We start from the raw sequence: 22748 nt of genomic DNA on the forward strand, positions 1-22748 counted from the left end.
GCCTTCTCTAAAACTGTATCCGTTTTAATACTTAGCCGAAGCGTGCGGCGAGATCGAGCAGAGCGATGGCTGCCTTCGCAGCTTCGCCGCCTTTGTCCTTCTGGTCCGGATCGGCGCGCACCAGCGCCTGGTCGTCGTTTTCGACGGTCAGAATGCCATTGCCAATCGCGATACCGTCCATCGTCAATGCCATGATCGCGCGCGCGCTTTCACCGGCGACGATCTCGAAGTGGTAGGTCTCGCCCCTGATGACGACGCCGATTGCCACAAATCCGTCAAACTCTCCCGACTCCGCAGCCATTGCGATAGCGCCGGGAATTTCGAGCGCGCCGGGAACGGTGATGACTTCGACATCATGCCCGGCAGCTTCCAGGGCGCTGCGCGCGCCAGAAATAAGCATGTCGTTGAGATGCGCGTAGAAACGCGCTTCTACGATGAGAAACTTGGCCATGTGGGCTTACTCCGGGATCGGCATGTGGTCGGTGATGGTAAGGCCGTAACCGTCGAGAGCTACGAGTTCGGGCCGCGTATTGCTGAGCAACACCATATCGTGAACGCCAAGATCGGCAAGGATCTGCGAGCCGATACCGATGTTGCGATCCTGCTCATCTCGGGTCCATTCATCGCCTCCGATGCGATTGGTCAGGATCACGATGACGCCGGATCCATGTTCACCGATTGCGCCCATTGCGCGCTGCAACGTACGTTTGCGTGGCCCGGGCTGGCCCAGGACGTCGTCAAACACCGAGATTGGGTGCACGCGGGCGAGGGTGGGCTCTCCGGGCACGACATGGCCTTTTTGAAGCACGTACGCTTCTCCGCCCGAAACCTTGTTCGTGTAGGTGATGAGGCGCCACTGGCCGCCGTAATCGCTCTCAAAGCTGCGCTCGTCGATGCGTTCGACCAGATGATCGTTTCGCATTCGATATGCAATCAGATCCCGGATTGTGCCGATCTTGAGGCTGTGCTTGCGTGCAAAGTCGACAAGGTCGTCGAGCCGCGCCATCGACCCGTCCTCGTTCATGATCTCGCAAATCACGCCGGATGGATTGAGCCCCGCCAATCGTGAGATGTCGACGGCAGCTTCGGTATGTCCTGCCCTTACCAGCGTCCCGCCATCGCGTGCCATCAATGGGAAAACATGGCCTGGGGTGACGATATCATCAGCCCCCTTTGTTGCGTCGATCGCCACCGACACCGTGCGGGCGCGGTCCGCAGCGGATATCCCGGTGGTCACACCCTTTTTTGCCTCAATCGAGACAGTGAAGGCGGTCTGCATGCTCTCCTTGTTGTTCCGGCTCATCGGATCAAGGCCGAGCTGGTCCACGCGGCCTTTGTCGAGCGCCAGGCAGATCAAGCCACGGCCATGCGTCGCCATGAAGTTGATAGCGGCGGGTGTCGCCATTTGCGCCGGAATGATGAGATCGCCTTCATTCTCGCGATCTTCGTCATCAACGAGAATGTACATGCGGCCATTGCGCGCTTCGTCGATGATCTCTTCGATCCCGACGAGCACAGGACTGTCGTCATTTGCGTCCAGGAATCGCTGGAGTTTGGCGAGGGTTTCGGCTGTCGGGTTCCAGTCAGGCTCGCTTGCATCGCGTAGCGTGTTGGCGTGAAGCCCGGCAGCCCGGGCAATTCCTGCCTTCGTGTAAGCGCCCGTCTCAACGAGCTCGCGGACCTGTGTGATTGTTGATGTGCTCATTCTCGACAAATAGCACATTTCGATGTGATGGCAAGGGAGTGCAATGTGATCCCCGCTCACAGCGAGTGTTCCTCTACCGATTGATCGCGGTGCGGTATAGCTCGCGGGTGTCTCACCATCACAGGTTTCGGCAGTTTCTTCAGTTACCCGTTTAAAACCCTCTACCAAAATAATAATCTGGCAATCACTAAGCTTTGCCAGACCCGCTTCGATCTTGCCCATGGTGAGCTTGCTGGCTTCCATCAATTTGACGTCAATATATCGCAGCACCTGATCGAGCGAGCGCATTTGCCCGCGTCGGTCGCTGAAAATTGGACGGTTTGATCGTGCAGCTCGCGGGAAAAGCGATGCAGCCGAAGCGTGTGGATTGCGGAGCCATGCGGACAGAAACCTTTTCGCACCTCCTGTTCCAAGGAAGTGAGCGAGGTAGAGTTCTCTTGAGACCGCTTCACGTCCCAAGACGCTCCGAAGGGCGCGCCCGTTCTCAAGGGTGTAGGCCGCAGCCATCATGGCCGACATGCGCGGATCGTCTCTAAGCGCAAGCTTCGCTCGCCGCGACAGTCCAGCCTGGCCGTTCGTTCCGCGTATGGGAAGTGAAGTGAAAAGCTGTGCCTCATAACGATCAAGGCTGACGAGCCAGGTGGTCTCGATGAACTGATACAACCCGGTAGCGGTCGATCCGCGCGCCTTTGCATCTGGATTGAGGCCGGATTCTATTTGGGCCTTAGCAAGAAGGTAGCGGTAATCGACTCCCGTATGCTGAGATGCCGCCCATATGGCGGACCGCACCTTGTTCCTGGTCTGCAAGTCCCGGCCGATGGGCGAACGGAGGTCGGCTGCGAATGGTGCGAAGTGCGGTGTGTTAGCGGCACTGTACGAGGTGGGCACTGATTGCGCGTGGCTCGGGGCAGCGCCCCCGAGAAACAACATCACAAATAGGATGTTCCAGATTGCCAGCCAGCGCCCCATAATTTCTGGCGTAAGCGGCCAGAAGTTAAGGGGTTACTGACGTAGCACCAGCTTTACCTTCGAGTAACCCATTTGCAGTTCAAAGCGCTAACCATTCGCCGCTTTCAGGCGCGCTTTGGTCGATGCGGCAACTTGCTTGCGGCGCGTTCTGCCAAGGCTCGCACGTTCGGCTTCGAGGTCAGCGATAATGGTTTCAAGCAGCCTGCTGATGCGGGTTGTAGTGCGGATGCGCTCCACGAGAGGCCATGTCGCCAGCTCGCCCTCGCGAATAAGCTTCTCCGCTCGATCGAGCGATGGCTGCGACAAAGCGGAAAGCGGGTTGAGCACGCGCGAGGCGGGGACGATGTTGATATCGCCCGTGTAGTTCTGCTGAACCACCCCGTTTGCCGTTTTTGCCATATTGTAGAGTTGCTTGCTCACTAAAGATAAAGGTCTTTCTAGCAAGTTGAACCACGCATTGGATGCCAGCTTGAACCCCTGCAAATTGATGTCGAACAGTTTCGAGCGCAGCGTGCCGGTACCCTTGTCGGTGTTGACGAATGGCATGGCGACAGGGTTGGTCTGGCTTACGATGAAGTAGTTGACGCCATAAAGCCGCGTGAGGCGCTTGGCAGGCAGATCCTGGCTGAGCGACCCATCGACCCAACGGCTGCCCGGCAGGTAGGGCTGCCGCATCCCTTGGACATTCTTGGCAGCCAAGACCACTGGTGGGTAAACCCCGGGCAAGGCCGCCGAGGCTTTTGCAGCCTCGCGAACGTAAACGTTGGGTGTGGTGATCGCATTGAGAAGGCGGGATGATTGGCGCGGCTCGGCAGGCGCAATCGAAAGGCTGATCTCGCGTCCTGACACTTTCATCGCTTCCTCGAACGTCAGGTCCGGGATGCCAGCGTTGATGTATTCGTCCAATTCTTCCGGCGGCATCAGCCTTCGTGAACCAGCATCACGGTTGATGGATGGCAGAGCGTCTCCGAGTGCGAATAACTCGTCAGCGTTGAGGAGCTTCAGTGCATCCTCGCGCGATCGAGTGCCGATGAGCGTCGATACGATTGCTCCACCGCTGGAGCCCGATATCACGCGCGGCAACAGGTCCTGTTCCAGAAGGCATTTGACGACGCCAATATGGAAGAACAGCAGCGAGCCTGACCCGCTCATCATGAAGGCCGCGTGGCCGAAACAGTCGCTGGCGCGGTGGAAGAAATCGATGCGCTCGTTGAGATCGATGTCGTCGGCAGCTGGCGAGGCCAAGTGCTCAAGGGCAAGCGCGAGCTCTTCGATATAGTCCTCGATCAGGTTCTTGGTGCCGAACTTGGCGTGACCATACATCGAAGGCTTGCCCATGCCGCCAAGGTTACCGTGAATGCCTTCGTGAAGCGCAAACAGAAGTTCGTGATTGTCGCCGCGCTCCCGCAAAAGGCGCAATTCGTTCAGGCGGGAGCGGATTGCTGCGAAGTCGTAACGTTCGCTCTGTTCAAAGCGGCGCCATTTATCCCGCCCGGTGACCTCGTCGTGGAGCTTGGCGTAGTCGGCCCACTGATCGTAACTCTCAGCTTGCTTCATCGCTTTTTCGAGGCTGGATTTGTCGAGCCGCATCGTTGAATTCCCTTCCTGGTCCCGCCTTCAGGGCGCGAACCGATCCTTGAGCACAGCAATCATGCTGCATTGCAGCATTGAGATAGCACGAAAAGGCTCGTTGAGCCTAATCTAGCGATGCGAAGGATGGGGAAGGGTGGTGGTGGACGCACTAGGGTTCGAACCTAGGACCCGCTGATTAAGAGTCAGCTGCTCTACCAACTGAGCTATGCGTCCACATCCGATCGACGTATCGGAAACGTGTCTGGGAGCGTCTGTGACCGCGTCCCGAATCACGCGAGGCGCTGCATATAGCGCGCCGTTCGCGGATGAAAAGGTCTAATCGCGAACTTCTATGCTGCCTCTCGCATCGAAGCGCGATCTAGACGCCTGCGCGTGGCATCATTGAGCGTAATCTGCGATTCAAACGCGTCGCCCAGGTTCGTGGTTATCTCGACGATCCCGGCCTTCTGCAGGCGGTCGATGACGTTGAGTGCCTCGGGTTGCGGCATTTCCGAGATTTGATGCAATTGGCGAAGCGTGGTGCTCTGTCCGCTCATCTCGCGAAGATGGATGGCGGACATCATGACCGCCATCTTGTCAGCAGATTTCTCCTGAAAACAGGAGCGGTTAGCGAAGCGGTTTGCGAACCGCGACAGCAATACAGGCACTCTCGAAGGTGACATAAAACGCCTCGATGGTCGAATTGCAGAGAAACAGATGCCTGACGACAGTTGGTGCCGCATGTAATGGGGGGAACGACACCCCTGCCGCCAGGACTTGAGCGCTCACTAATTGGCCGACGAATCGGCGGGTGCGACCCGAACGCCCAGCTCCTCAGAGCTTGATGCTTTATCGGGCATCTTTACGTCTACGGAAAGTCGCCTAGTTGGGTGACGTGTGATATCTTGTCACAATGCAGCGGCACTTCGATCACGTCGAAACTTTGGTAGAGATAAGCGACGTGCTCACATACGTTCGCGACCAAGCCATCAAGGCTGGCGCTGCTCGGATGAGCTACCATGTCACCCCTGCGTTCGATCAACAGACTTCGCGGACAGCTGCTGTTTATGCGCACGGCTTCAGCGACGAATGGATGGCACTTTATGCGAAAGAGGAGTTTCGGCTCACCGATCCGATCCCTGGTCGTGTCATGCAGTTTGGCTCTTTGATGACTTGGCAGGATGCGATGTCCTGGCAGCACAATACTCCGGATCAGGAAGCCTATTTCGCCAAGATGAAGGAGTATGACCTCATCCATGGCTTCGGCATCCCGCTTTACGGACGCAATGCCAGAGATGCCTATGCCAGCTTCGATTTCTTGAAGCATGTCGACGACGTCGCGCCCGAATCGATCGGAATGATCAGAAGCCTGTCGCAGGTCGCCCACCAGCGTGTGGTGATCCTTGTGGAACACAAGCTTGATGCACCGGCCTTGTCTGAGCGGGAAGTGGAAGTGCTGACATGGGCGGCACGCGGCAAGTCGCTCAGTGCTATCGCAACAATCCTCGATATTTCGCCAGATACAGCGAAGACCTACTCCAAACGCATCTACGCGAAGCTCGACGTGTCTGATCGGGTTGGAGCAGTTGTCAAAGCACTCAGGATGGGGCTCGTGAAGGTTTGAGCGTGCCTATTGGCTGCTTAGACCACCGCGAGGGGCGTTCCGGTTCCAGCGATTGACCATCATCAGCGCGCCGATGCAGATCATGTTGGTGAGCATTGAGGAGCCGCCATGGCTCATAAACGGCAATGGGATGCCGACCACGGGGGCAAAGCCCATCACCATCAATAGATTGACTGCTACGTAAAAGAATATGGTCGCGGTCATTCCCCCGGCCAGCAAGCTTGCGAACCTGTCCTTCGATGCGCGCGCGACGCTCAGACCCCACCGCATGATGACGGCAAACACGCCGAGCACAAACAGACCGCCGATGAGGCCCCACTCTTCGGCCATGGTTGCAAAGACGAAGTCTGTGTGCGGCTCTGGCAGATACTGCAGGTGGCTTTGTGAGCCATTGTTGAAGCCTTTGCCGAAGATGCCGCCTGAACCGATCGCGATTTGCGACTGTATGATGTGATAGCCATCGCCTTGGGGATCTGCTTCCGGATCAAACATCGTGAGGATGCGCCGCTGCTGGTAATCCTGGAGTCCAAAGAAGAACACGACCGGGGCCACCGCTGCCGCTGCCAGTCCTCCGCCGATAAACCATTTGAGTGGCAATCCGGCGAGGAGCATCACCACAGCGCCACCGAACAGGATCGCTAGCGAGGTGCCAAGGTCCGGTTGAAGCAGGACGAAAGAAACGGGCAGGCCTATTAACGCGGCAGGGATCAGGAGCGCGCGCCACCCGGTGATTAGTCCAACGGGTAACGATGAGTAGAACAGCGCGAGCGTTACCACGATCACCGGTTTCATGATCTCTGAAGGCTGCAGGACCATAAAGCCGAGGTTGAGCCAACGTTGGCTCCCTCCGTTTACTTGTCCAATAATCTCGACCAGCAAAAGAAGCGCTAGAACAATAGCATAAGCTGGATAAGTCAGAAGTCGCACCAACTCGCGCGGTAGCGACGCGATCACTGATGCCATGACCAGGAAAACGCCAAACCGAACGAGATGCGAAGACGCGTACGGATCCATCGATCCACCGGCTGCAGAGTAGAGAACCGCAGCTCCGAATGCGACGAGCAAAAACAAGGGGATCAGCATCCCCCACGGCTGACGCGCAATCGGATAGGGAATTATGCCGCCGCGCGCGCTCATTGCTGGGCCCCGCGCTCGGTAACAGGCGTCAAGGCATCGACAGGAGGGGTGCCTGCCGCGGTCTGGTTCTCGCGAGGCGCCACGAATGCGTCGCCGATCTCTTCCTGCGTCTGCTCTGCTTCGAGCCTTGCCTCAGCCTCCACGCGGTCAAAGATTTCTTCATCGCGCCGCGGCGTGGGCTGAACCGTCGCCCCGCGCTCGGCGGCGTAGGCTGCATACCGGCGGTCGAGGCGCTCTTGAGCGGTTCCGCCCCATTGTTCTTCAAGTGCGCGCAGAGCCTCGAGCCCTTTTGCGGGATCGAACAGGAAGGTCATAACGTCGCGGGCAATCGGGTAAGCGGCACCAGAACCGCCCCCGTGCTCAATGACCACCGCGCCTGCATATTTGGGTTTGTCGGTCGGCGCGAAGAAGGTGAACAGACCGTGGTCGCGATATTTCCATGGGCCGCTGCGTCCGTCCGAAACGCTGAGGCTCACGACCTGTGCAGTTCCGGTCTTGCCTGCCATCTTGATATCTTCGAACGGCAAGCGCCCGCGGCCCGCGGTGCCGGGGCCGTTGACGACATCGCTCATCGCCTGCCGCACGTAGCTCACGTGGTCAGCGGGAAAGTCGACCTGATTGAACCCCTTGGGCGGGGTATCGAGCGTAAGGCGCGGCATGACGTGACGCCCGGTTGCTAGGCGCGCAGAAGTGACCGCCAGTTGCAGAGGGCTTGCGAGGTAATATCCCTGTCCGATCGACGCGTTGACCGTGTCGAAAGGCTGCCACTCGCGGCCGAACTTGTTGAATTTCCAGTCTGGCGTTGGGACCGTGCCGTAGAATTGGCTCATCACCGGGAGCGGAAATTCTTCACCCATCCCGCAGGTGCGCGCCATTTCTGCAACGGCGTCGAAACCGATCTGCTGGGCGAAGTGATAGAAATAGCTGTCGCAGGACTGGTAGATCGCCTTGGCCATGTCGACGCGGCCATGGTTCGACCAGCAATTGAAGAAGCGATTGCCGATGCGCCGTCCACCGCCACAGGTGATCGCCTCGTCAGGGCTGATTCCGGCTTTCAAGAATGCCATGCAGTGCATCGGCTTGACCGTCGAACCAGGCGGATAGAGGCCCTTCAGCACCTTGTTGCGCAGCGGGACGCGGGGATCTTCGCGCAGCATCGCGTACTCGACGCTGCCGATGCCGTCAGAAAAGGAATTGGGGTCGAAGCTTGGCATGGAAGCCATGCACAACAGGTCGCCGGTTTCGCAATCCATCACCACGACCGAACCGCTTTCCAGCCCGATCCTGCGAGCGGCGTAGTCTTGCAAAGGCCCGTCGATCGTGAGGCGAACCGGGTCGCCCTGAATGTCGTCGCGGGTTTCAAGGTCGCGTACGATGCGACCGCCCGCAGTGACTTCGACCCGCCGCGCACCGGGAACGCCGCGCAAATCCTGCTCGAACTGCTTTTCCAGTCCGTCCTTCCCGATCTTGTAGCCCGGCGTAAGGAGCAGCGGGTCAGGTGCCTCGTCATACTCCTCGGACGAAGCGGGACCGACATAACCGATCAGGTGACCGACCGAAGACGCGGTGGGATAGAAGCGCGAAAAGCCCCTCTGCGGGATGACACCTTGCATGTCAGGCAGGCGTACGCTGAGCGCAGCGAACTGCTCGTAATCGAGGCCGCTTGCCACTTCCACAGGAGCAAATCCGCGTGCTGCGGCCACTTCTGTCTTCAAGTCTGCAATGCGGTCAGCCTCGAGATCGAGCAAGTTGCCGATCTGGTCGATCGTCGCGTCGGCATCGGCCAGGCGCTCCGGGATCACGTCGACGCGAAAGTCGGCGCGGTTGGAGGCGAGGGGGGCTCCGTTGCGATCAAGAATCCAGCCACGACGCGGCGGGATCAGTGTCAGGTTGACCCGGTTGCTTTCGGACTCCAGCCGGTATTTCTCGTTCTCGGCAATCGCGAGATAGCCCATGCGAGCGGCGAGCAGGATACCGATGCCGCCTTGCAGACCCCCAATAACAATGGCACGCCGGTCGAATGTATTGCGCAAGGTCGATGCGTTGACCACCGCCGTTGTCTTGAAGCCAGTTTTGCGACGATTGAAAATGCCCATCATCCAATCCTGCGCGAACGGGAAAGACGGAAGCGATCAAGCCACGCGATCAAGCGCGCGACCAGCGGATAAATCAGCACGCTAAGCGCGATCTGCGGAAGGATCGCGAAAAGCACCGTCAATTGGATTGTTGCACCGGAAACCACCATGGCTGCGATGATGTAAAGCACGATCGCTAGACCGGCGGTGAACCAGTCCTGCCAAAAGCCGCGCCAGGGAAAGCGCGTTTCGATGAGTTCGAGCACGATCATGGTCAATGACCATAGCAAAATTGCGCTGCCGAAGGGCTGACCGCTGAACAGATCGTCGAATGCGCCGAGCGGTACTCCGACCCAAAGAGGCATCAGGCCCGGACGCATGACCCGCCAGCCGAGGAAGATCAGGAAGCCCAGCGGCGGCAGTATCGGCATCACATCCGCCAAAGCGTATAGCGGCAGAAGCGATCCGATCATGATTGAGATGTAGTGAACCGAGTTTGCCCGCCAGGGCGAGGTGACACGGTTGATACCGCCGCTACCATAGGCGCGCCTTTGAACTGGCGGATCGAGCCGGTCGATCAATTCGCAAGCTCCTCGTCGCTCAGTTCCTCGCTCGCACGTACGCCAGCCGCTTCGACCGCAGCGGGTTCGTAGATGGGCTCTACTACGACGAAATTGGTCGCTGAAGGCTCTGCAATGAGCTGCGCAATGCCACCATCAGGCGTCAGCTCGCTCAATACCGCGACCGCAACGCCGGGTCGGTAGTATCCGCCAGCACCACTGGTGACGAAGACATCACCCACTTCAAGAGGATTGAGGCCAAGATTGATAAGACGGATGCGCAACAGACCGTCACCGCGGCCTTCGGCAAAGGCGACGGTTTGGTCGGCTGCACGGCGTACCGGAAGAACGCTTTCCGTGTCGGTGAGAAGCAGCACACGCGAAGACCCACGCGAAGTCTCGAGCACACGCCCGATCACGCCACGCTCGGAATGGACGGGCATGCCTATCTGGACACCATCACTTTGTCCGACGCCAATATAAGCGAACCGGCGTGCGCTGGATGAGCTTGAGCCCACGAGGCGAGTTGTCGCGATGGCGTCGGCCTGTTGAGTGGCAAGGCCAAGCAGGGCCTTTAGTCGCCTGTTTTCGGCTTCGACCGCCTTGGCTTCCGCTAACTGGATACGGGCGACCTCCACTTCGTCACGCAGCTGCGCATTCTGGCTGCCGGCGCGCCAATATCCGGTGATAGTATCCCAGGTGGAGCTTCCGCCGGATCGAACGGTTGCGCTCGCTTCTCCTACGGGCGCTGCGATATCGGTCGCGCCGCCTCGCAGGGGTTGGAAGGTCGAAGGCTGCCACAGGGAAAGGGCGAGAAGTCCCAGTCCCGCAAGTGCGCCAAGCGTCGCAAGCAGATATCCGGTGAACACCGAATATTGCTGCTTTTTCGAAAAGCTCGATCGACGCGATGATGGCGGCGCCATGACCTTGCCCCAAGTCCCTTTGTTCGTGTCTCCTGCCGCTTATTTGCGAGGAGCGAATTTATGCGGTCATCAACACGCCGCGATAGATCGGATCTTCCATCGCCCGGCCAGTGCCGATCGCAACGCAGGTGAGCGGATCTTCGGCAATTGACACCGGAAGACCGGTTTCCTCGCGAAGATGCTCGTCCAAGCGGCGGATTAGTGCGCCGCCGCCAGTGAGCACAATGCCCTGATCAACAATGTCTGCGGCCAGTTCAGGTGCGGTGTTCTCAAGAGCGATGCGAACGCCTTCAACGATGGCGCCGATCGGCTCGGAAAGCGCCTCCGCCACATGCGCCTGATTAATGGTGATTTCCTTGGGCACACCATTCACGAGATCGCGGCCCTTGAGAGTGATGCTTTCGCCCGCGCCGTCTTCGGGGACCATAGCGATGCCGTAGTCTTTCTTGATCCGCTCAGCTGTGGCGTCACCGATCAGGAGATTGTGGTGTCGACGCACATAGGAAACGATGGCTTCGTCCATCTTGTCGCCGCCGGTGCGGACCGACGTGGTGTAAGCAAGACCACGCAGCGAGAGGACTGCAACCTCGGTCGTGCCGCCGCCGATATCGACCACCATCGAACCAACGGGCTCGGTTACCGGCATGTCGGCACCAATGGCTGCTGCCATGGGTTCAAGAATGAGGTGAACTTCTGAAGCACCCGCATTCGAGGCTGCGTCGCGGATTGCGCGCTTCTCGACCGAGGTCGAGCCTGAGGGAACACAGATTACGATTTCGGGATAGCGGAACAAGTTACGCTTGCCGTGAACCTTGCGGATGAAGTGCTTGATCATTTCTTCCGCGATTTCGATGTCGGCGATCACGCCATCGCGCAGCGGGCGGATTGCCTCAATCGTGTCGGGCGTTTTACCCATCATCATCTTGGCGTCGTCGCCTACCGCCTTAACGCGCTTGATGCCGTTGATTGTCTCAATCGCGACGACAGACGGCTCATTGAGGATGATGCCCTGATCTTGCACGTAAACCAGCGTGTTGGCCGTACCGAGATCGATGGCCATGTTTTGCGAACCGAATTTGAACAGGTTGTTCCAAAAGCTCATTTATGTTTTTCCGTTGCCTTGATTAGGGTAACGAACATTCCGCTTATGGGGTCCCCGAAAGGTCAGAACGTCCGCAATCCATCCCAAAATTGACGAGACCCGTTGCGCCTAGCGAAAGCTTGTCAAAATTGCTAAAATTTTTGTTGACTGACCCCCGTATTTTCCCCCGCAGCCCTCGAATTTGCGGCGTGTGACAGCTAGCTTGCGACAAATGCCCCAAATCCGACGCCTTCCAACCGCTCTTGTGAACCGAATTGCCGCTGGTGAGGTGGTTGAGAGGCCTGCGGCGGCGCTCAAAGAGTTGGTCGAGAACGCCATCGATGCGGGAGCGCGGCGAATCGGTGTGGTGCTGACAGATGGCGGCCTAACGCGGCTCGAAGTGACGGACGATGGCTGCGGGATGACGCCGGACGAGATGGGGCTGGCACTTGAGCGGCATGCAACATCGAAATTGCCTGACGAAGCGATCGAGATGGTCGCGACCCTTGGTTTTCGAGGCGAAGCATTGCCCTCCATTGCGAGTGTTGCTCGTCTGACATTGGAAAGCAGACCGAAAGGCGCTGCAGATGGATGGCGACGCGTCGTCGATCATGGCGAGACGGTCGAAGATGCTCCTGCTGCACTGCCAGTGGGAACGCGGGTGAGGGTGGAGCAAATCTTCGCCAAAGTCCCCGCCCGCCGAAAATTTCTGCGCACTCCTCGCAGCGAATACATCGCCTGTCTCGATATCGTGCGGCGCTTGGCGATGGCGCGGCCAGATATTGCCTTTACTCTAGAGAATGGCGCTGAAGGGAAAATCCGCAAGGCGCTCGCCACTCAGACCGATGAAGGCCTTTCCAATCGTGTGGCGCAGATCGTCGCGCGCGAATTGAAGGACAATGCTGTCGAGATCGAGCTGGAGCGTGACGGCCCTCACGGCCCGATGCGCCTGAGCGGGCTCGCCGGTTTGCCAACCTACAACCGCGGTGTGGCCGATCACCAATACCTGTTCGTCAATGGCAGGCCGGTAAAGGATAAGCTTCTCACAGGGGCGGTGCGCGGGGCCTATTCCGACATGCTCGCGCGTGATCGCCATGCTGTGCTTGCGCTGTTCCTCGACGTGCCTCCTGAAGATGTGGACGTGAACGTCCATCCCGCAAAGACCGAAGTGCGGTTTCGCGATTCAACAGGTGTGCGCGGCTTCATCGTTTCAGGACTGAGGCAGGCGCTTGCCACAGGAGACCGGCGTAGCGCGCAGGGACCCGACCGTGCGGCGATGGAGCGATGGCAAGCTGAGCCGGTTCACGAACCTGCACCAGCGATGCGCTCAATCTTCGAGAGCCGGGATTGGTCTGCGCCGCAACAGCGCGTGGCCGAACCGCGCGTCGAATACACACCGCGTCCGGATGCCGCTCTTCCGCAAGGGCGGGCAGAAGAGGCCGCTCCGATCGAGAATGAAGTCGCCGAATACCCGCTGGGTATCGCTCGCGGGCAGGTCGCGAACACCTATATCGTCGCCGAGAGCAAGGACGCCCTTATCCTTGTCGACCAGCACGCGGCACATGAGCGCTTGGTGCTTGAGCGGCTCAAGCGGGCTGGAGCAGGGGAGGCGACGCAGCGTTCTCAAGCGTTGCTCGTGCCGGACGTCGTAGAAATGGATGAAGCTGACTGCGACCGGCTCGAAGACGCGGCAGAAGGTCTGGCTCGCTTTGGTCTGACGGTCGAGCGCTTCGGACCTGCGGCTATGCTTGTTCGAAGCGTTCCTTCTGCGATTGCGAAAGCGGATACGGGCAAATTGCTGCGCGATCTGGCTGACGATATTGCCAAGCACGGCAAGCAAGAGGACAGCGGCTCACTGCTCCTGGCGGAGCGGCTTGAATACGTCCTCGCGACTATGGCCTGTCACGGTTCGGTGAGGGCGGGGCGGGTGCTCAGTGTTGCAGAGATGAATGCGCTGCTGCGCGAAATGGAAGCAACGCCGCGCTCAGGGCAGTGCAATCACGGCAGGCCAACCTGGGTAAAACTTTCGATGGAAGACGTCGAGAAACTGTTCGGGCGGCACTGACCCGAAGCCAGCACCGCCCGAAAAGATGTTGGTTGTTGCCTGCTTATGCAGTGCGGAACTGCGGCACGCCCTGGTCGCGGTCCAACTCAGGAATAATCCGATAGCGTGCAAGGATCAGGCTGAAGATGCCAAAGATCAGAAGGCCCGCCGCCGTGATGGTGAAGATCGCGCCCTGACCAGCAAGGTCGGCGAGCGCATCACCCAACGTGCGCACTTCTTCTGCGCCGCCCGACATGAAACCAGCCTGGATCAGCGACCAGCCGACGACACCGTAGACTACGCCGCGTGCGCTGAATCCGATGCCACCAAGTGTGCGAGTGAAATCCGGTGCAGACCCTGAAATGCGCTGCATGAAATCGCCGCTGATGCCCTTCTTGAATTGGACTGCTGCAACAATGAAGAAGATCAGTCCGAGCACGCCAAGAACTGTTCCGCCAAAGGCCATACTAAGCACGCCCGATGCGGCGGCCTCCGCGCCTCCGCCACCGGAAGTACCACCAGACGTGGTCGCGAACTGATAAGCGGAGAGGGCAAGCGCCGCGTGGCCTACGCCCGAGCCGGCGTGGCCAATGCGTTTGGCCCAGCCTTTGGCGTCTGAACCATTATTCTCGATGTCGAAAATCGGCGATGCGAAGCGGAATAGCGAGTAGCCGAACAGGCCGATGACCATCAGCCAAAGGATCGCCGTACCTGCGGGAAAGTCTTCGATCGCCTTGAAGATTCCGTCGGTGCCTTTGCTGATCGCACCAGCGCTCGAGAGGGCGATAAGGCCCAGCATCGAATACAGGATGGCCCGCGACAGGTAGCCTGCCCGGACCAGCCAGTTAAACTTTTCGGATTTGTCGACCATCATGAATTCCCAAGGTTAGCGTCTGAAAACTCTACCCATGGGAAGGGCAAATAGTTCCCGATCTCGACCGGTGATTGCGACCAGGAACGTTCCGTGCGGGGATGTGAAAGCCAAACTCTCTGGTTGATCAGGCTGCGACTGCGTTGTCGAAATGGTCCGGGTGTTCGAGCATAAGCTGCGCTAATTCGCTCTGGCTGAGGCGTTTGGGAAAATGGATGCCAGCGAGCCGGCCATTGCTCCATCTGACGCAGGCGTTGTAGATCTCCAGTCCGCCGATCGCGATCGTGAGCGGGGAGCCCGCACGGGCCTCAATACCATCGATCTGCATACCTCCCATCGATAGGTTGACTACACGGACCGTGTGGCAATTACCGGAAATCCAGACTTTCGCGTGGAGCGAGCAGGGAATTCGTACCGAGCGATATGAGTGTTCCGGATCAAAAACGCGGGCCTGCTCGTCGTTATCAAGCCCGTGGCGATTGCCGTCGCTCCAGGCGACCCGCGCTTGGACGATCTTGTTCTCATCCCAGAAGTAAGAGACGCGGTCGCCCTTCTTCAGGGGCGTTTCGCATTCTATCATGACGCCCAGATCAGACATGTTGCGTATCATCCCGAGGCGGATACGATTGTTGATGATCAGACAGGCTGGTCGGAAAGCGGCGAGAAAGCGTCGATTGGCTCGGCGTTCAGTGATCGCGGGCTGACGCGGGCTGATTGCGCGCTCTTGAGGCTCGCTTTCAATCAGCGCCTCGATCGGATCGACAAACTCGGTGCCCGGTTGTGATTGCGCAGCACCCTCAATGAAAATCGACATATCTAACTTCCCTCCGTTCGCCGTCCGATTGGCTGACGCTCTCGACCCGGGAGCGTGACCGAGCCACCGATTGGCCCGCTGAATTGGTGGCGATCCTCTCAGAAGTCAGGTCTGACCACTCGATCCTGACCCCTGAGAGGATCCTCGCCGAAGCGACCACTTGGGTTGCCGTCGAAGCTCGGGAAAACTTCGGTTCATCGGCTTGTTGGGCATTCGCTGCGTTTGGAAACAGCGCAAATGACGTGGCAAGCAGGGCAATAGTGCATGATCGCTTCATGCCTTCGAAGGTTGCCTTGACTTCACGTCATGAACGAGTTTCTTACCGTTATTGTAACGTTACAACTGTAGGGAACCCCAGGTTCAGTAGGGCGTTACATCCTCAGATATTCGCCACTCTATAAATACTAACGGCGCGTTAACTTTTATTCTTTGGGGTGTCAGACTATGAGTGAATCGCAGATCACTCGATTTGACTTTGCACAACAGTTGGGTCTGGAAGCCGCACAGGTGCTTTCAGACCCTCTCTTCAGGCGCTCTCCGGTGCAAAGCCGGCTGCTTAGGTATTTAGTAGAGGCAAGTGCGCGGGGCGGTCCGGGGCCGACCCAGTATGAAATCGCGGTCGATGGACTGGGCAAGGATGAGGACTTCGACCTTGCCAATGACAGCTATCCGCGAGTGCAGATTTCGCGTCTGCGGTCGAACCTTGATACATATTACTCTCGCAACGCGCCGCTGGACGGTCGCCGCATCAGCATCGAGCTTGGCGAATACTTGCTGAAGCTGACCGAGTTTTCCGAGATACCAATTCTGGACGAAGCAAAGGAGCAAGACGCACCGGCTCCTGTTGTGGTGCAGGAAGAAATCCCGGTCGTCGAGCCGCGCGCGGAGCCGATGGAAATTCTGGCTCGCCCGGAAACAAAGCCGATCGAACTCGTCGCCCCGCAAGTGCGGAACAACAGGGTTCTTGTTCTTGCCGCACTGGTCCTCGCGACCGCAGCGCTCGTGTTGGTGGGTGTGCAAGCTTGGCAGAGTGGATCGCCAGCACCGAGTGTGGATGCCGATGTGCCCAGCGTGGCGCTATCGATGGATCAGGCTGAGCTCGAAAGCCTACCCCCATCCTTGGCCGCCCTGGCGGAGCAGTCGCAAGTCGATGCCGACATTCAGCTATCCTACTCGATGGTTTCAAAGCGTCACTTCGAAGACGGCGATATGCCTGCGGATTACAACCTGGAGATCCACTTCGATGCTCGCAGTGGCGGCGAAGGCGTTGCGTCCTTGCTCCTCTATACGAGCGAGGGGGAGTTGCTGTTCACCGATCGCATATTGATTGAGCCCGATGACGAGGCCGCCTTCAAGCGCGATTTCAGAGCCGCGTTGGTCTATGTGACGTCGCCAATTGGCGCGATAGCTCAACACGTCGCGGAGGGCATCACCGAGGAACCCGCTAGCGCATATCAATGCTTCATTGCTATAGAAGCGCGCCGATCAAATTCGGAGATTCTCGCGGGGCTGGTAGACCAATGCCTTGAGCGTTTCCCGCAGGATCGGTTTTCATCGTTCATATATGCCAGGCGCGCTCACGCACATTTTCAACAGAGACGCTTAGCGGACGAGCCGATCCGGCGTACTGGGCAGGGCTGGGCGGATGTCTCGCGAGCGCTCGAGATTGATCGCTTCAACGCTTTTGCCAACTTCACTGCAGCAAAGGTTCAATTAGCCAACGACAATTGCCCGGCAGCCGCAGGACATATCGAAAGGGCATTTGAAGGGGCGGCCACGTACCCAGCCATGATTGCGGCGCTGGAAGCAGAAGCGAACTCCTGCGCGATCACCAGAGACGATGACTACCTGTCTTCTCGCCAACTACGCAGCATGGTCTTGCGCAATCCCGCGCCCGATCCGCTTCTCCACATCTACCTGATGCTCGCAGCCCTCAGCAGCGGGGATGAGGAAAGTGCGCGCCTTTTGGCAGACCGCCCACAAGTCTCCACCCATAGCGGGGCGGAGCATGAGGCGGTTCAGTTGCTAAGCGGCGCTGTCAAAGACGCCGATTTCGCTCAAGCAAACGACGAAGAATTGCGCGATGCGATCGGGCTCTTCCTCTGGTCGGATAGAGGTGTGGACCGGATTATGGCAGCGCTCGTCGAGGGGCCGACAACTATCTGATTAGACGTTGAACTTGAACAGCATGATGTCGCCGTCCTTCACGTCGTAATCCTTGCCTTCCTGGCGCATTTTTCCCGCTTCCTTAGCACCGGCTTCGCCGCCAAGAGCGATGTAGTCGTCGTAGGCAATGGTCTCGGCACGGATGAAGCCTTTTTCGAAGTCGGTGTGGATTTCGCCTGCTGCCTGAGGCGCCTTGGCGCCATCCGGGAAGGTCCAAGCGCGCGATTCCTTAGGACCGGCTGTAAAAAAGGTCTTGAGGCCAAGCAGCGTGTAGCCAGCGCGGATGACGCGTGCGAGACCGCTTTCTTCAAGCCCGAGGCTCTCGAGATACTCCGCCCGATCTTCGGCGGGCATTTCGACCAGCTCGGCTTCGATGGCTGCGGACACGACGACGGCTTGCGCACCTTCGGCCTCGGCCTTGGCGAAGACGGCTTGGGACAACGCATTGCCGCTTGCGGCCTCATCCTCTGCGACATTGCAGACATAAAGAACAGGTTTGGCGGTCAGCAGCTGGGCCTGCTTGAGTACGCGCTCTTCCTCGACATCCTTCGGTTCAACAAGCCTTGCAGGTTTACCGTCCTTCAGCAGCTCTAGCGCCTGCCCAAGCACGCTCGCCATGATCTTGGCTTCCTTGTCGCCCGCTGTCGCGCGCTTCTCCGCGTTCGACACGCGCTTCTCGAGGCTTTCGAGGTCAGCGAGCATCAGTTCGGTTTCGACCACTTCAGCATCGGCAATCGGGTCGACCTTGTTGGAGACGTGCTGGATGTCGTCATCCTCAAAGCAGCGCAGCACGTGGACGATGGCATCGACCTCGCGGATGTTGCCGAGGAACTGGTTGCCCAGACCTTCACCCTGGCTCGCGCCTTTCACGAGGCCCGCGATGTCAACGAATGCGAGCTGCGTCGCGATTACCTTCGCGCTCTTTGCGATGGCGGCGATCTTGTCGAGGCGTTCGTCTGGAACGGCGACCTGGCCGACATTCGGCTCGATCGTGCAGAACGGATAGTTCGCGGCCTGCGCGGCCTGCGTTTCGGTGAGTGCATTGAATAGAGTGGACTTGCCGACATTGGGCAGGCCCACGATCCCGCAACGGAAACCCATGGGTACTCTTTCATGAAAAGCGACGTTGGAAGGCCCGCGCCTTAGCGCCGCCGCGCTCGCTTGACCAGAGTACAAAACGGGTTGGGGCGCATCCCCGACCAAAGGAATGCGCCCCTCGAAGACTCACAAGGAGTGTTCAGTGTGTCTTAGTCAGACTTTTTGCGTCGCTTGGTCAGCATGAATGCTGCCGCGCCCGCGCCAAAAAGGATCATGCTCGAAGGTTCGGGGACCGGAGTGCCACCGGACGATCCGCCTGAGCTGCTGACAGGTTCATCCTTGGGAGGCCATTTCAGGGCGTGTGCCGGAGCCGCCGCAAGAGCAAGCGCCGCAAACACAATCAAAGCATGGATAAAACTAAACTGACGCATCGTTCGCGGCCCCCATCAAGTTCTTTCGAGAACCGGGTTATCGAATAGCGCCGATGCTGTCTCGCCACTTGGAGACAATGTTTCATTATGGCGCGATTTCTCACAACGCCTTAACCAAGAGGTCTGACACGCGCTCAGGCGTTGTGCACGGCCTTGATCCAAGGGCCATAGCCGGATTCGCCAAGCCATCCGAGCTGTGCTTGCGCCGATGCTTCATTGATGGCGAGTTGCGGTTTGAGGCCGGGATGCACCGCGCGGCGGATCGGGCGCGTGCCTGCGGGCATCGCGATGATCTCTGCCATTGCGTTGGGCACGTCCATCGGATCGGTGTTTCCGCCGCCGCCCGAACGCTGGGCGAGGGAGGCAAGGAGTGCGGCATAGCCTGCCGTGTGAGCACCGTCGGCCCTTGCGAGCAGCTCCATCGTGTTCGCGTTCGAGTTTTCCCAGATTTTGGTCGGATAGCCGCCCGGTTCGATAATCGTGACCTCGATGCCATGCGGAACCAGTTCGTAGGCGAGCTGTTCGCTCATCGCTTCAAGAGCGAATTTCGTCGGCGAATACTGGCCGATTGCAGGCGCTATGACGCGGCCTAGCTGCGAGGTGACATTGATAATGAGCCCGCTCTTCGCTTCCCGCATTGCGGGCAGGACCGCGCGCGCCATGCGGTGTGGACCGTATACGTTCGTGTCGAACATATGGTGGGTTGCCTTCATGTCCTGAACTTCGACCGGGCCGCCATAGGAAATCCCCGCATTGTTGATCAGAACGTCGATCGGGCCTCCTGCGATTTCCATCGCTTCTGCCACTCCTGCTGCCACCTGCTCATCGGAGGTGACGTCGATCTCGATGATATGCAGATCGAGGCCCTCCGCTTCGGCGAGCGCCATGAGTTCAGCCGCTTCAGCACGAGGGAGGTTGCGCATGGTTGCGAACACCTTGGCGCCCTTGCGAGCATAATCCTCTGCGGCAAGGCGCCCGAAGCCGCTCGAACAGCCGGTGATGAGCACGCTCTTGCCGCTCATGTCGGTTGTTCCTTCGACTACGTCATCAAGCGCCAGAGAGGCTGTTGCAGTGAGCGCGCCGGTTGCGGCGGCTCCGGCAAGAAGGGTGCGGCGGTTGATATTGGTCATGGGGTTCTCTCCGAAGCTTTGTCTCGCGACGATAGGCTGCCGCCGCGACGCCCTGCAAGACTTATCGGGAGATCACGATTGATGCAGCAGCAAGAAGATAGAGCCCATTAAGACCGATCATTGCGATTAGCGCGCCCGGCTTGGTTTTTGCCCGAAGCGCGAGGAAGATCGGGAGAAAGAAGATCAGCAAGAACGCGGCAAGCACGATCGCAAAGACGACCGGTTGCGTAGCGACCGAACTGCTTCTTCCCATTAGGAACAGGAAAAATGTGATGAGCACCAGAACGGACGTGACGCCGAGCGAGTAGCGCCGCTTTTCCATGAACCAGTCGTCGAGTGATATTCCCGGTTCGAAGCTCTCCGGGAAGACGAAGGATGCCGCGACGTAGAACGCAAAGGTATAGACCAATCCGATGAACAGCACAGGAGCGTCAGCTCCCACGATGTCGCGGACCTCATAAAAGCTTTCTAGCAAGATCGAGGTAAGAACCAGGATGAAAAGCACCAGCAGCGGGGTCAGCCATCCGATGGTGAATTCTCCCCTGCGCCGCATCGCAACCGAGAGACCCTGCGCCATGTCTGCCAGCGCCAGTCCAACCGGGATCGCCAGGAACAGGACGACGTAGTCGAAGCCTTCCATTATCGTCTTCTCGCCCTCTTAGTCCTGAAGTCTCATGGCAACGTCGCTCATGAAGCGGGGGTCGTCGCCCTTTGCCAGCCATTCAGCCTCGGCTCCGATGGCACCTAGCATGGCTGCAAGATCGTCCTGCTCGGATTTTGCATAATTGCCAAGCACATAACCGCTTACCCGGTCCTTGTGACCCGGATGGCCAATCCCGATACGCACGCGGCGAAAATCGGGGCCGAGATGCTTGTCGATTGAGCGAAGGCCATTGTGGCCTGCCGTCCCGCCGCCTTGTTTGACCTTGACCTTGAATGGCGCAAGGTCGAGCTCGTCATGAAACACGGTGAGCGCGTCGAGGTCGAGCTTGTAGAAGCGGATCGCTTCGCCCACGCTGCGACCGCTTTCGTTCATGAAAGTCGCTGGCTTGAGCAGCAGAACCTTCTGCGTTCCGATACGGCCTTCTTGTACCCAGCCAGAGAACTTCTTCTGGATGGGGCCGAAGTCGTACATGTCCGCGATGACGTCGAGCACCATGAAGCCGACATTGTGACGGTGGAGCGCGTATTTGGGTCCGGGATTACCAAGGCCTGTCCAGATCTGCATGGTCAGCGCCTCTAGCGCCCCCGCGTCGGCTTGGCGAGGGGAGGGTACCCCTCTAGGCAAACGAAAATTGTGTGCTAATCATCTCCTCGTCATGCCTGAACGTCTTCGACCCATGTTGGCCAGAGCGCGCACGGCCAGTGAAGCGGGAGATCACCGCGCAGCTGCACGTGGCTATTACGAAGCCGCTGACAAAGCGCGCAGCGTGGAGCTTCTGGGTGAATTGGCTTTTTGTCTCAGGCACGGCGCGCAACATTCGATCGAGAATGACCAATTGCGACTGGCGCTTGACGCTGCCGAGGAAGCAATGTCGGTTTACGAGCAGACCGAGACCGACAAGAGCCTCAATTTCGCCAACACCGCCCGCTTGATCGCGCTTGCGATGGAGGGAATGGAAAGGTCACATGAGGCCCGCCCGTATTGGGAAGAAGCACGCGATATTTACGACATCAACGGGGTAAAGGCCGGGGTGGACGAGTGCGATGCTCATCTGTCTGCCGCGACTGACTGACCCGCACATCTGACCCAAAAAGCAAAACGCCGGACTGGTTTCCCAGCCCGGCGCCTTGGTGATTTGGTTCATTCGACCGGAGCTTATTCGCTCTTGTCTTCCTGTTCCTGGGCAGCGTCTGCATCTTCACCCTGCTCGGTAGCGGGGACTGCATCTGCTTCGACGTCTTCGCTCTCGGCACCTTCTTCTTCGCTCTTCTTGAGAGCCGACGGTGCGACGAGAGTTGCGATGGTGAAGTCACGATCGGTGATCGAGCTCACGCTGCCTTCGGGCAGGTTAACTTCGCTGATGTGGATCGAGTCGCCAACTTCCTTGCCTTCGACCGAGATTTCGATCTCGCCAGGGATCTTGTCAGCTTCGCAGATCAGGTCGAGCTCGTGACGGACAACGTTGAGCACGCCGCCCTTCTTGAGGCCCGGCGACTGCTCTTCGCCAACGAATACGACTGGGATCTGAACCTCGACCTTCGCGTCGCGCGAAAGGCGGAAAAAGTCCGCATGCGTCGGGCGATCGGTGACGGGATGCAGAGCGACATCCTTGGGAAGCGTGCGGATGGTTTCACCGCCGACTTCGATCTTCACGATGGAGTTCATGAAGTGACCGGTCATCAGTTGCTTGACCAGTTCCTTTTCCTCGACGTGGATCGTCGTTGGTTCTTCCTTGCCGCCGTAAATTACAGCGGGGACCCGACCTTCGCGGCGAAGTGCACGGGAGGCTCCCTTGCCTGCCCGTTCGCGCGCTTCGGCGGGCAATGTGAGAGCGTCGCTCATAGCAGTGCCTTTCGAATACGTGTTTGATTAAGTGTCTTACGGCGCGCCGCCTCCAGGGATGACCAGAACGCCGAAGGCCGCGCAAATACAGGTTGCGGGCCA

Annotated in this window: 21 protein-coding genes, 1 tRNA gene and 1 pseudogene; 4 read left to right on the forward strand and 19 right to left on the reverse strand. The window is 58.7% G+C overall.

What is annotated here, in order from left to right; translation table 11 throughout:
• Positions 1 to 31: 31 nt before the first annotated feature.
• The 6 genes and pseudogenes from ribH to NAP1_RS04930 all read right to left on the reverse strand — a co-directional run bounded on the left by ribH (position 32) and on the right by NAP1_RS04930 (position 4827).
• Positions 32 to 451: a 6,7-dimethyl-8-ribityllumazine synthase gene (ribH, locus tag NAP1_RS04910; RefSeq protein ID WP_007164133.1), complete on the reverse strand. Its 420-nt coding sequence runs from the start codon at positions 449 to 451 to the stop codon at positions 32 to 34.
• A gap of 6 nt (positions 452 to 457) precedes the next feature.
• Positions 458 to 1705, reverse strand: a complete 1248-nt coding sequence (ribB, locus tag NAP1_RS16640; protein ID WP_040464736.1) for a 3,4-dihydroxy-2-butanone-4-phosphate synthase — start codon at positions 1703 to 1705, stop codon at positions 458 to 460.
• 651 nt (positions 1706 to 2356) lie between these two features.
• Positions 2357 to 2674 (reverse strand): annotated as a pseudogene (locus NAP1_RS16775) (transglycosylase SLT domain-containing protein); the annotation flags it as partial.
• A gap of 87 nt (positions 2675 to 2761) precedes the next feature.
• On the reverse strand, positions 2762 to 4264 hold the full coding sequence (locus tag NAP1_RS04920; RefSeq protein ID WP_007164135.1) for a DUF3336 domain-containing protein: 1503 nt from the start codon (positions 4262 to 4264) through the stop codon (positions 2762 to 2764).
• A gap of 140 nt (positions 4265 to 4404) precedes the next feature.
• Positions 4405 to 4480 (reverse strand) — tRNA-Lys (locus NAP1_RS04925).
• 116 nt (positions 4481 to 4596) lie between these two features.
• Entirely contained in the window at positions 4597 to 4827 is a 231-nt protein-coding gene (locus NAP1_RS04930; RefSeq protein WP_206740587.1) for a hypothetical protein, read from the reverse strand.
• A gap of 332 nt (positions 4828 to 5159) precedes the next feature.
• Here NAP1_RS04930 and NAP1_RS15830 point away from each other — a divergent pair, with 332 nt between their 5' ends.
• Positions 5160 to 5870: a LuxR C-terminal-related transcriptional regulator gene (locus tag NAP1_RS15830; RefSeq protein ID WP_007164137.1), complete on the forward strand. Its 711-nt coding sequence runs from the start codon at positions 5160 to 5162 to the stop codon at positions 5868 to 5870.
• A gap of 6 nt (positions 5871 to 5876) precedes the next feature.
• On the opposite strand, the gene rodA is transcribed toward NAP1_RS15830, so the two are convergent.
• From rodA to NAP1_RS04960, 5 genes are read right to left on the reverse strand one after another with little or no spacing between them, the layout of a single operon-like run.
• Positions 5877 to 7007 (reverse strand): rod shape-determining protein RodA, encoded by a 1131-nt coding sequence (gene rodA, locus NAP1_RS04940; RefSeq protein ID WP_007164138.1) that lies wholly within the window; start codon positions 7005 to 7007, stop codon positions 5877 to 5879.
• The gene (gene mrdA / locus NAP1_RS04945) at positions 7004 to 9103 is read right to left on the reverse strand and encodes a penicillin-binding protein 2 (protein ID WP_007164139.1); all 2100 of its coding nucleotides are present in this window, start codon (positions 9101 to 9103) and stop codon (positions 7004 to 7006) included. The genes rodA and mrdA overlap by 4 nt, the downstream gene beginning before the upstream one ends.
• Positions 9103 to 9663, reverse strand: a complete 561-nt coding sequence (locus NAP1_RS04950; RefSeq protein WP_007164140.1) for a hypothetical protein — start codon at positions 9661 to 9663, stop codon at positions 9103 to 9105. The genes mrdA and NAP1_RS04950 overlap by 1 nt, the downstream gene beginning before the upstream one ends.
• Positions 9660 to 10565, reverse strand: coding sequence for a rod shape-determining protein MreC (gene mreC, locus NAP1_RS04955; protein ID WP_007164141.1), 906 nt, complete (start codon positions 10563 to 10565; stop codon positions 9660 to 9662). The genes NAP1_RS04950 and mreC overlap by 4 nt, the downstream gene beginning before the upstream one ends.
• Positions 10566 to 10623: 58 nt before the next feature.
• The gene (locus NAP1_RS04960; RefSeq protein ID WP_007164142.1) at positions 10624 to 11667 is read right to left on the reverse strand and encodes a rod shape-determining protein; all 1044 of its coding nucleotides are present in this window, start codon (positions 11665 to 11667) and stop codon (positions 10624 to 10626) included.
• Between the two features lie 211 nt (positions 11668 to 11878).
• On the opposite strand from NAP1_RS04960, the gene mutL reads away from it, so the two are divergent.
• Positions 11879 to 13711: a DNA mismatch repair endonuclease MutL gene (gene mutL, locus NAP1_RS04965; RefSeq protein ID WP_007164143.1), complete on the forward strand. Its 1833-nt coding sequence runs from the start codon at positions 11879 to 11881 to the stop codon at positions 13709 to 13711.
• Positions 13712 to 13754: 43 nt separating this feature from the next.
• Here the strand turns inward: mutL and NAP1_RS04970 are convergent, their stop codons facing one another.
• Positions 13755 to 14561, reverse strand: a complete 807-nt coding sequence (locus tag NAP1_RS04970) for a DUF1206 domain-containing protein (protein WP_040464740.1) — start codon at positions 14559 to 14561, stop codon at positions 13755 to 13757.
• A gap of 127 nt (positions 14562 to 14688) precedes the next feature.
• A complete protein-coding gene (locus tag NAP1_RS04975) occupies positions 14689 to 15375 on the reverse strand; it encodes a PilZ domain-containing protein (RefSeq protein ID WP_007164145.1) in 687 nt (228 codons plus the stop codon).
• 444 nt (positions 15376 to 15819) lie between these two features.
• On the opposite strand from NAP1_RS04975, the gene NAP1_RS04980 reads away from it, so the two are divergent.
• The gene (locus tag NAP1_RS04980; protein WP_007164146.1) at positions 15820 to 17541 is read left to right on the forward strand and encodes a hypothetical protein; all 1722 of its coding nucleotides are present in this window, start codon (positions 15820 to 15822) and stop codon (positions 17539 to 17541) included.
• Here NAP1_RS04980 and ychF read toward each other — a convergent pair whose 3' ends face one another.
• The 5 genes from ychF to pth form a co-directional block, all read right to left on the reverse strand.
• Positions 17542 to 18642: a redox-regulated ATPase YchF gene (ychF, locus tag NAP1_RS04985; protein WP_007164147.1), complete on the reverse strand. Its 1101-nt coding sequence runs from the start codon at positions 18640 to 18642 to the stop codon at positions 17542 to 17544.
• Between the two features lie 146 nt (positions 18643 to 18788).
• Complete coding sequence (locus tag NAP1_RS04990) at positions 18789 to 19010, reverse strand: PEP-CTERM sorting domain-containing protein (protein WP_007164148.1); 222 nt, start codon at positions 19008 to 19010, stop codon at positions 18789 to 18791.
• Between the two features lie 134 nt (positions 19011 to 19144).
• A complete protein-coding gene (locus tag NAP1_RS04995; protein WP_007164149.1) occupies positions 19145 to 20140 on the reverse strand; it encodes an SDR family oxidoreductase in 996 nt (331 codons plus the stop codon).
• Positions 20141 to 20201: 61 nt separating this feature from the next.
• Positions 20202 to 20780, reverse strand: a complete 579-nt coding sequence (locus tag NAP1_RS05000) for a hypothetical protein (RefSeq protein WP_007164150.1) — start codon at positions 20778 to 20780, stop codon at positions 20202 to 20204.
• A gap of 18 nt (positions 20781 to 20798) precedes the next feature.
• Positions 20799 to 21368, reverse strand: a complete 570-nt coding sequence (gene pth, locus NAP1_RS05005; protein WP_007164151.1) for an aminoacyl-tRNA hydrolase — start codon at positions 21366 to 21368, stop codon at positions 20799 to 20801.
• Between the two features lie 91 nt (positions 21369 to 21459).
• Between pth and NAP1_RS05010 the strand changes: the two genes are divergently transcribed.
• Positions 21460 to 21876: a hypothetical protein gene (locus tag NAP1_RS05010; protein ID WP_162013467.1), complete on the forward strand. Its 417-nt coding sequence runs from the start codon at positions 21460 to 21462 to the stop codon at positions 21874 to 21876.
• An 83-nt stretch (positions 21877 to 21959) separates the two neighbouring features.
• Here the strand turns inward: NAP1_RS05010 and NAP1_RS05015 are convergent, their stop codons facing one another.
• The gene (locus NAP1_RS05015) at positions 21960 to 22646 is read right to left on the reverse strand and encodes a 50S ribosomal protein L25/general stress protein Ctc (RefSeq protein WP_007164153.1); all 687 of its coding nucleotides are present in this window, start codon (positions 22644 to 22646) and stop codon (positions 21960 to 21962) included.
• Between the last annotated feature and the right edge of the window lie 102 nt (positions 22647 to 22748).

It is taken from the genome of Erythrobacter sp. NAP1, assembly GCF_000152865.1.
Classification (GTDB): domain Bacteria; phylum Pseudomonadota; class Alphaproteobacteria; order Sphingomonadales; family Sphingomonadaceae; genus Erythrobacter.

What these genes read in the sequence shown, in the direction of transcription:
- ribH (WP_007164133.1), bottom strand. Translation starts at nt 451, where the DNA reads ATGGCCAAGTTTCTCATCGTAGAAGCGCGTTTCTACGCGCATCTCAAC.
- ribB (WP_040464736.1), bottom strand. Translation starts at nt 1,705, where the DNA reads ATGAGCACATCAACAATCACACAGGTCCGCGAGCTCGTTGAGACGGGC.
- NAP1_RS04920 (WP_007164135.1), bottom strand. Translation starts at nt 4,264, where the DNA reads ATGCGGCTCGACAAATCCAGCCTCGAAAAAGCGATGAAGCAAGCTGAG.
- NAP1_RS04930 (WP_206740587.1), bottom strand. Translation starts at nt 4,827, where the DNA reads ATGTCCGCCATCCATCTTCGCGAGATGAGCGGACAGAGCACCACGCTT.
- NAP1_RS15830 (WP_007164137.1), top strand. Translation starts at nt 5,160, where the DNA reads ATGCAGCGGCACTTCGATCACGTCGAAACTTTGGTAGAGATAAGCGAC.
- rodA (WP_007164138.1), bottom strand. Translation starts at nt 7,007, where the DNA reads ATGAGCGCGCGCGGCGGCATAATTCCCTATCCGATTGCGCGTCAGCCG.
- mrdA (WP_007164139.1), bottom strand. Translation starts at nt 9,103, where the DNA reads ATGGGCATTTTCAATCGTCGCAAAACTGGCTTCAAGACAACGGCGGTG.
- mreC (WP_007164141.1), bottom strand. Translation starts at nt 10,565, where the DNA reads ATGGCGCCGCCATCATCGCGTCGATCGAGCTTTTCGAAAAAGCAGCAA.
- NAP1_RS04960 (WP_007164142.1), bottom strand. Translation starts at nt 11,667, where the DNA reads ATGAGCTTTTGGAACAACCTGTTCAAATTCGGTTCGCAAAACATGGCC.
- mutL (WP_007164143.1), top strand. Translation starts at nt 11,879, where the DNA reads ATGCCCCAAATCCGACGCCTTCCAACCGCTCTTGTGAACCGAATTGCC.
- NAP1_RS04970 (WP_040464740.1), bottom strand. Translation starts at nt 14,561, where the DNA reads ATGGTCGACAAATCCGAAAAGTTTAACTGGCTGGTCCGGGCAGGCTAC.
- NAP1_RS04975 (WP_007164145.1), bottom strand. Translation starts at nt 15,375, where the DNA reads ATGTCGATTTTCATTGAGGGTGCTGCGCAATCACAACCGGGCACCGAG.
- NAP1_RS04980 (WP_007164146.1), top strand. Translation starts at nt 15,820, where the DNA reads ATGAGTGAATCGCAGATCACTCGATTTGACTTTGCACAACAGTTGGGT.
- ychF (WP_007164147.1), bottom strand. Translation starts at nt 18,642, where the DNA reads ATGGGTTTCCGTTGCGGGATCGTGGGCCTGCCCAATGTCGGCAAGTCC.
- NAP1_RS04990 (WP_007164148.1), bottom strand. Translation starts at nt 19,010, where the DNA reads ATGCGTCAGTTTAGTTTTATCCATGCTTTGATTGTGTTTGCGGCGCTT.
- NAP1_RS04995 (WP_007164149.1), bottom strand. Translation starts at nt 20,140, where the DNA reads ATGACCAATATCAACCGCCGCACCCTTCTTGCCGGAGCCGCCGCAACC.
- NAP1_RS05000 (WP_007164150.1), bottom strand. Translation starts at nt 20,780, where the DNA reads ATGGAAGGCTTCGACTACGTCGTCCTGTTCCTGGCGATCCCGGTTGGA.
- pth (WP_007164151.1), bottom strand. Translation starts at nt 21,368, where the DNA reads ATGCAGATCTGGACAGGCCTTGGTAATCCCGGACCCAAATACGCGCTC.
- NAP1_RS05010 (WP_162013467.1), top strand. Translation starts at nt 21,460, where the DNA reads ATGCCTGAACGTCTTCGACCCATGTTGGCCAGAGCGCGCACGGCCAGT.
- NAP1_RS05015 (WP_007164153.1), bottom strand. Translation starts at nt 22,646, where the DNA reads ATGAGCGACGCTCTCACATTGCCCGCCGAAGCGCGCGAACGGGCAGGC.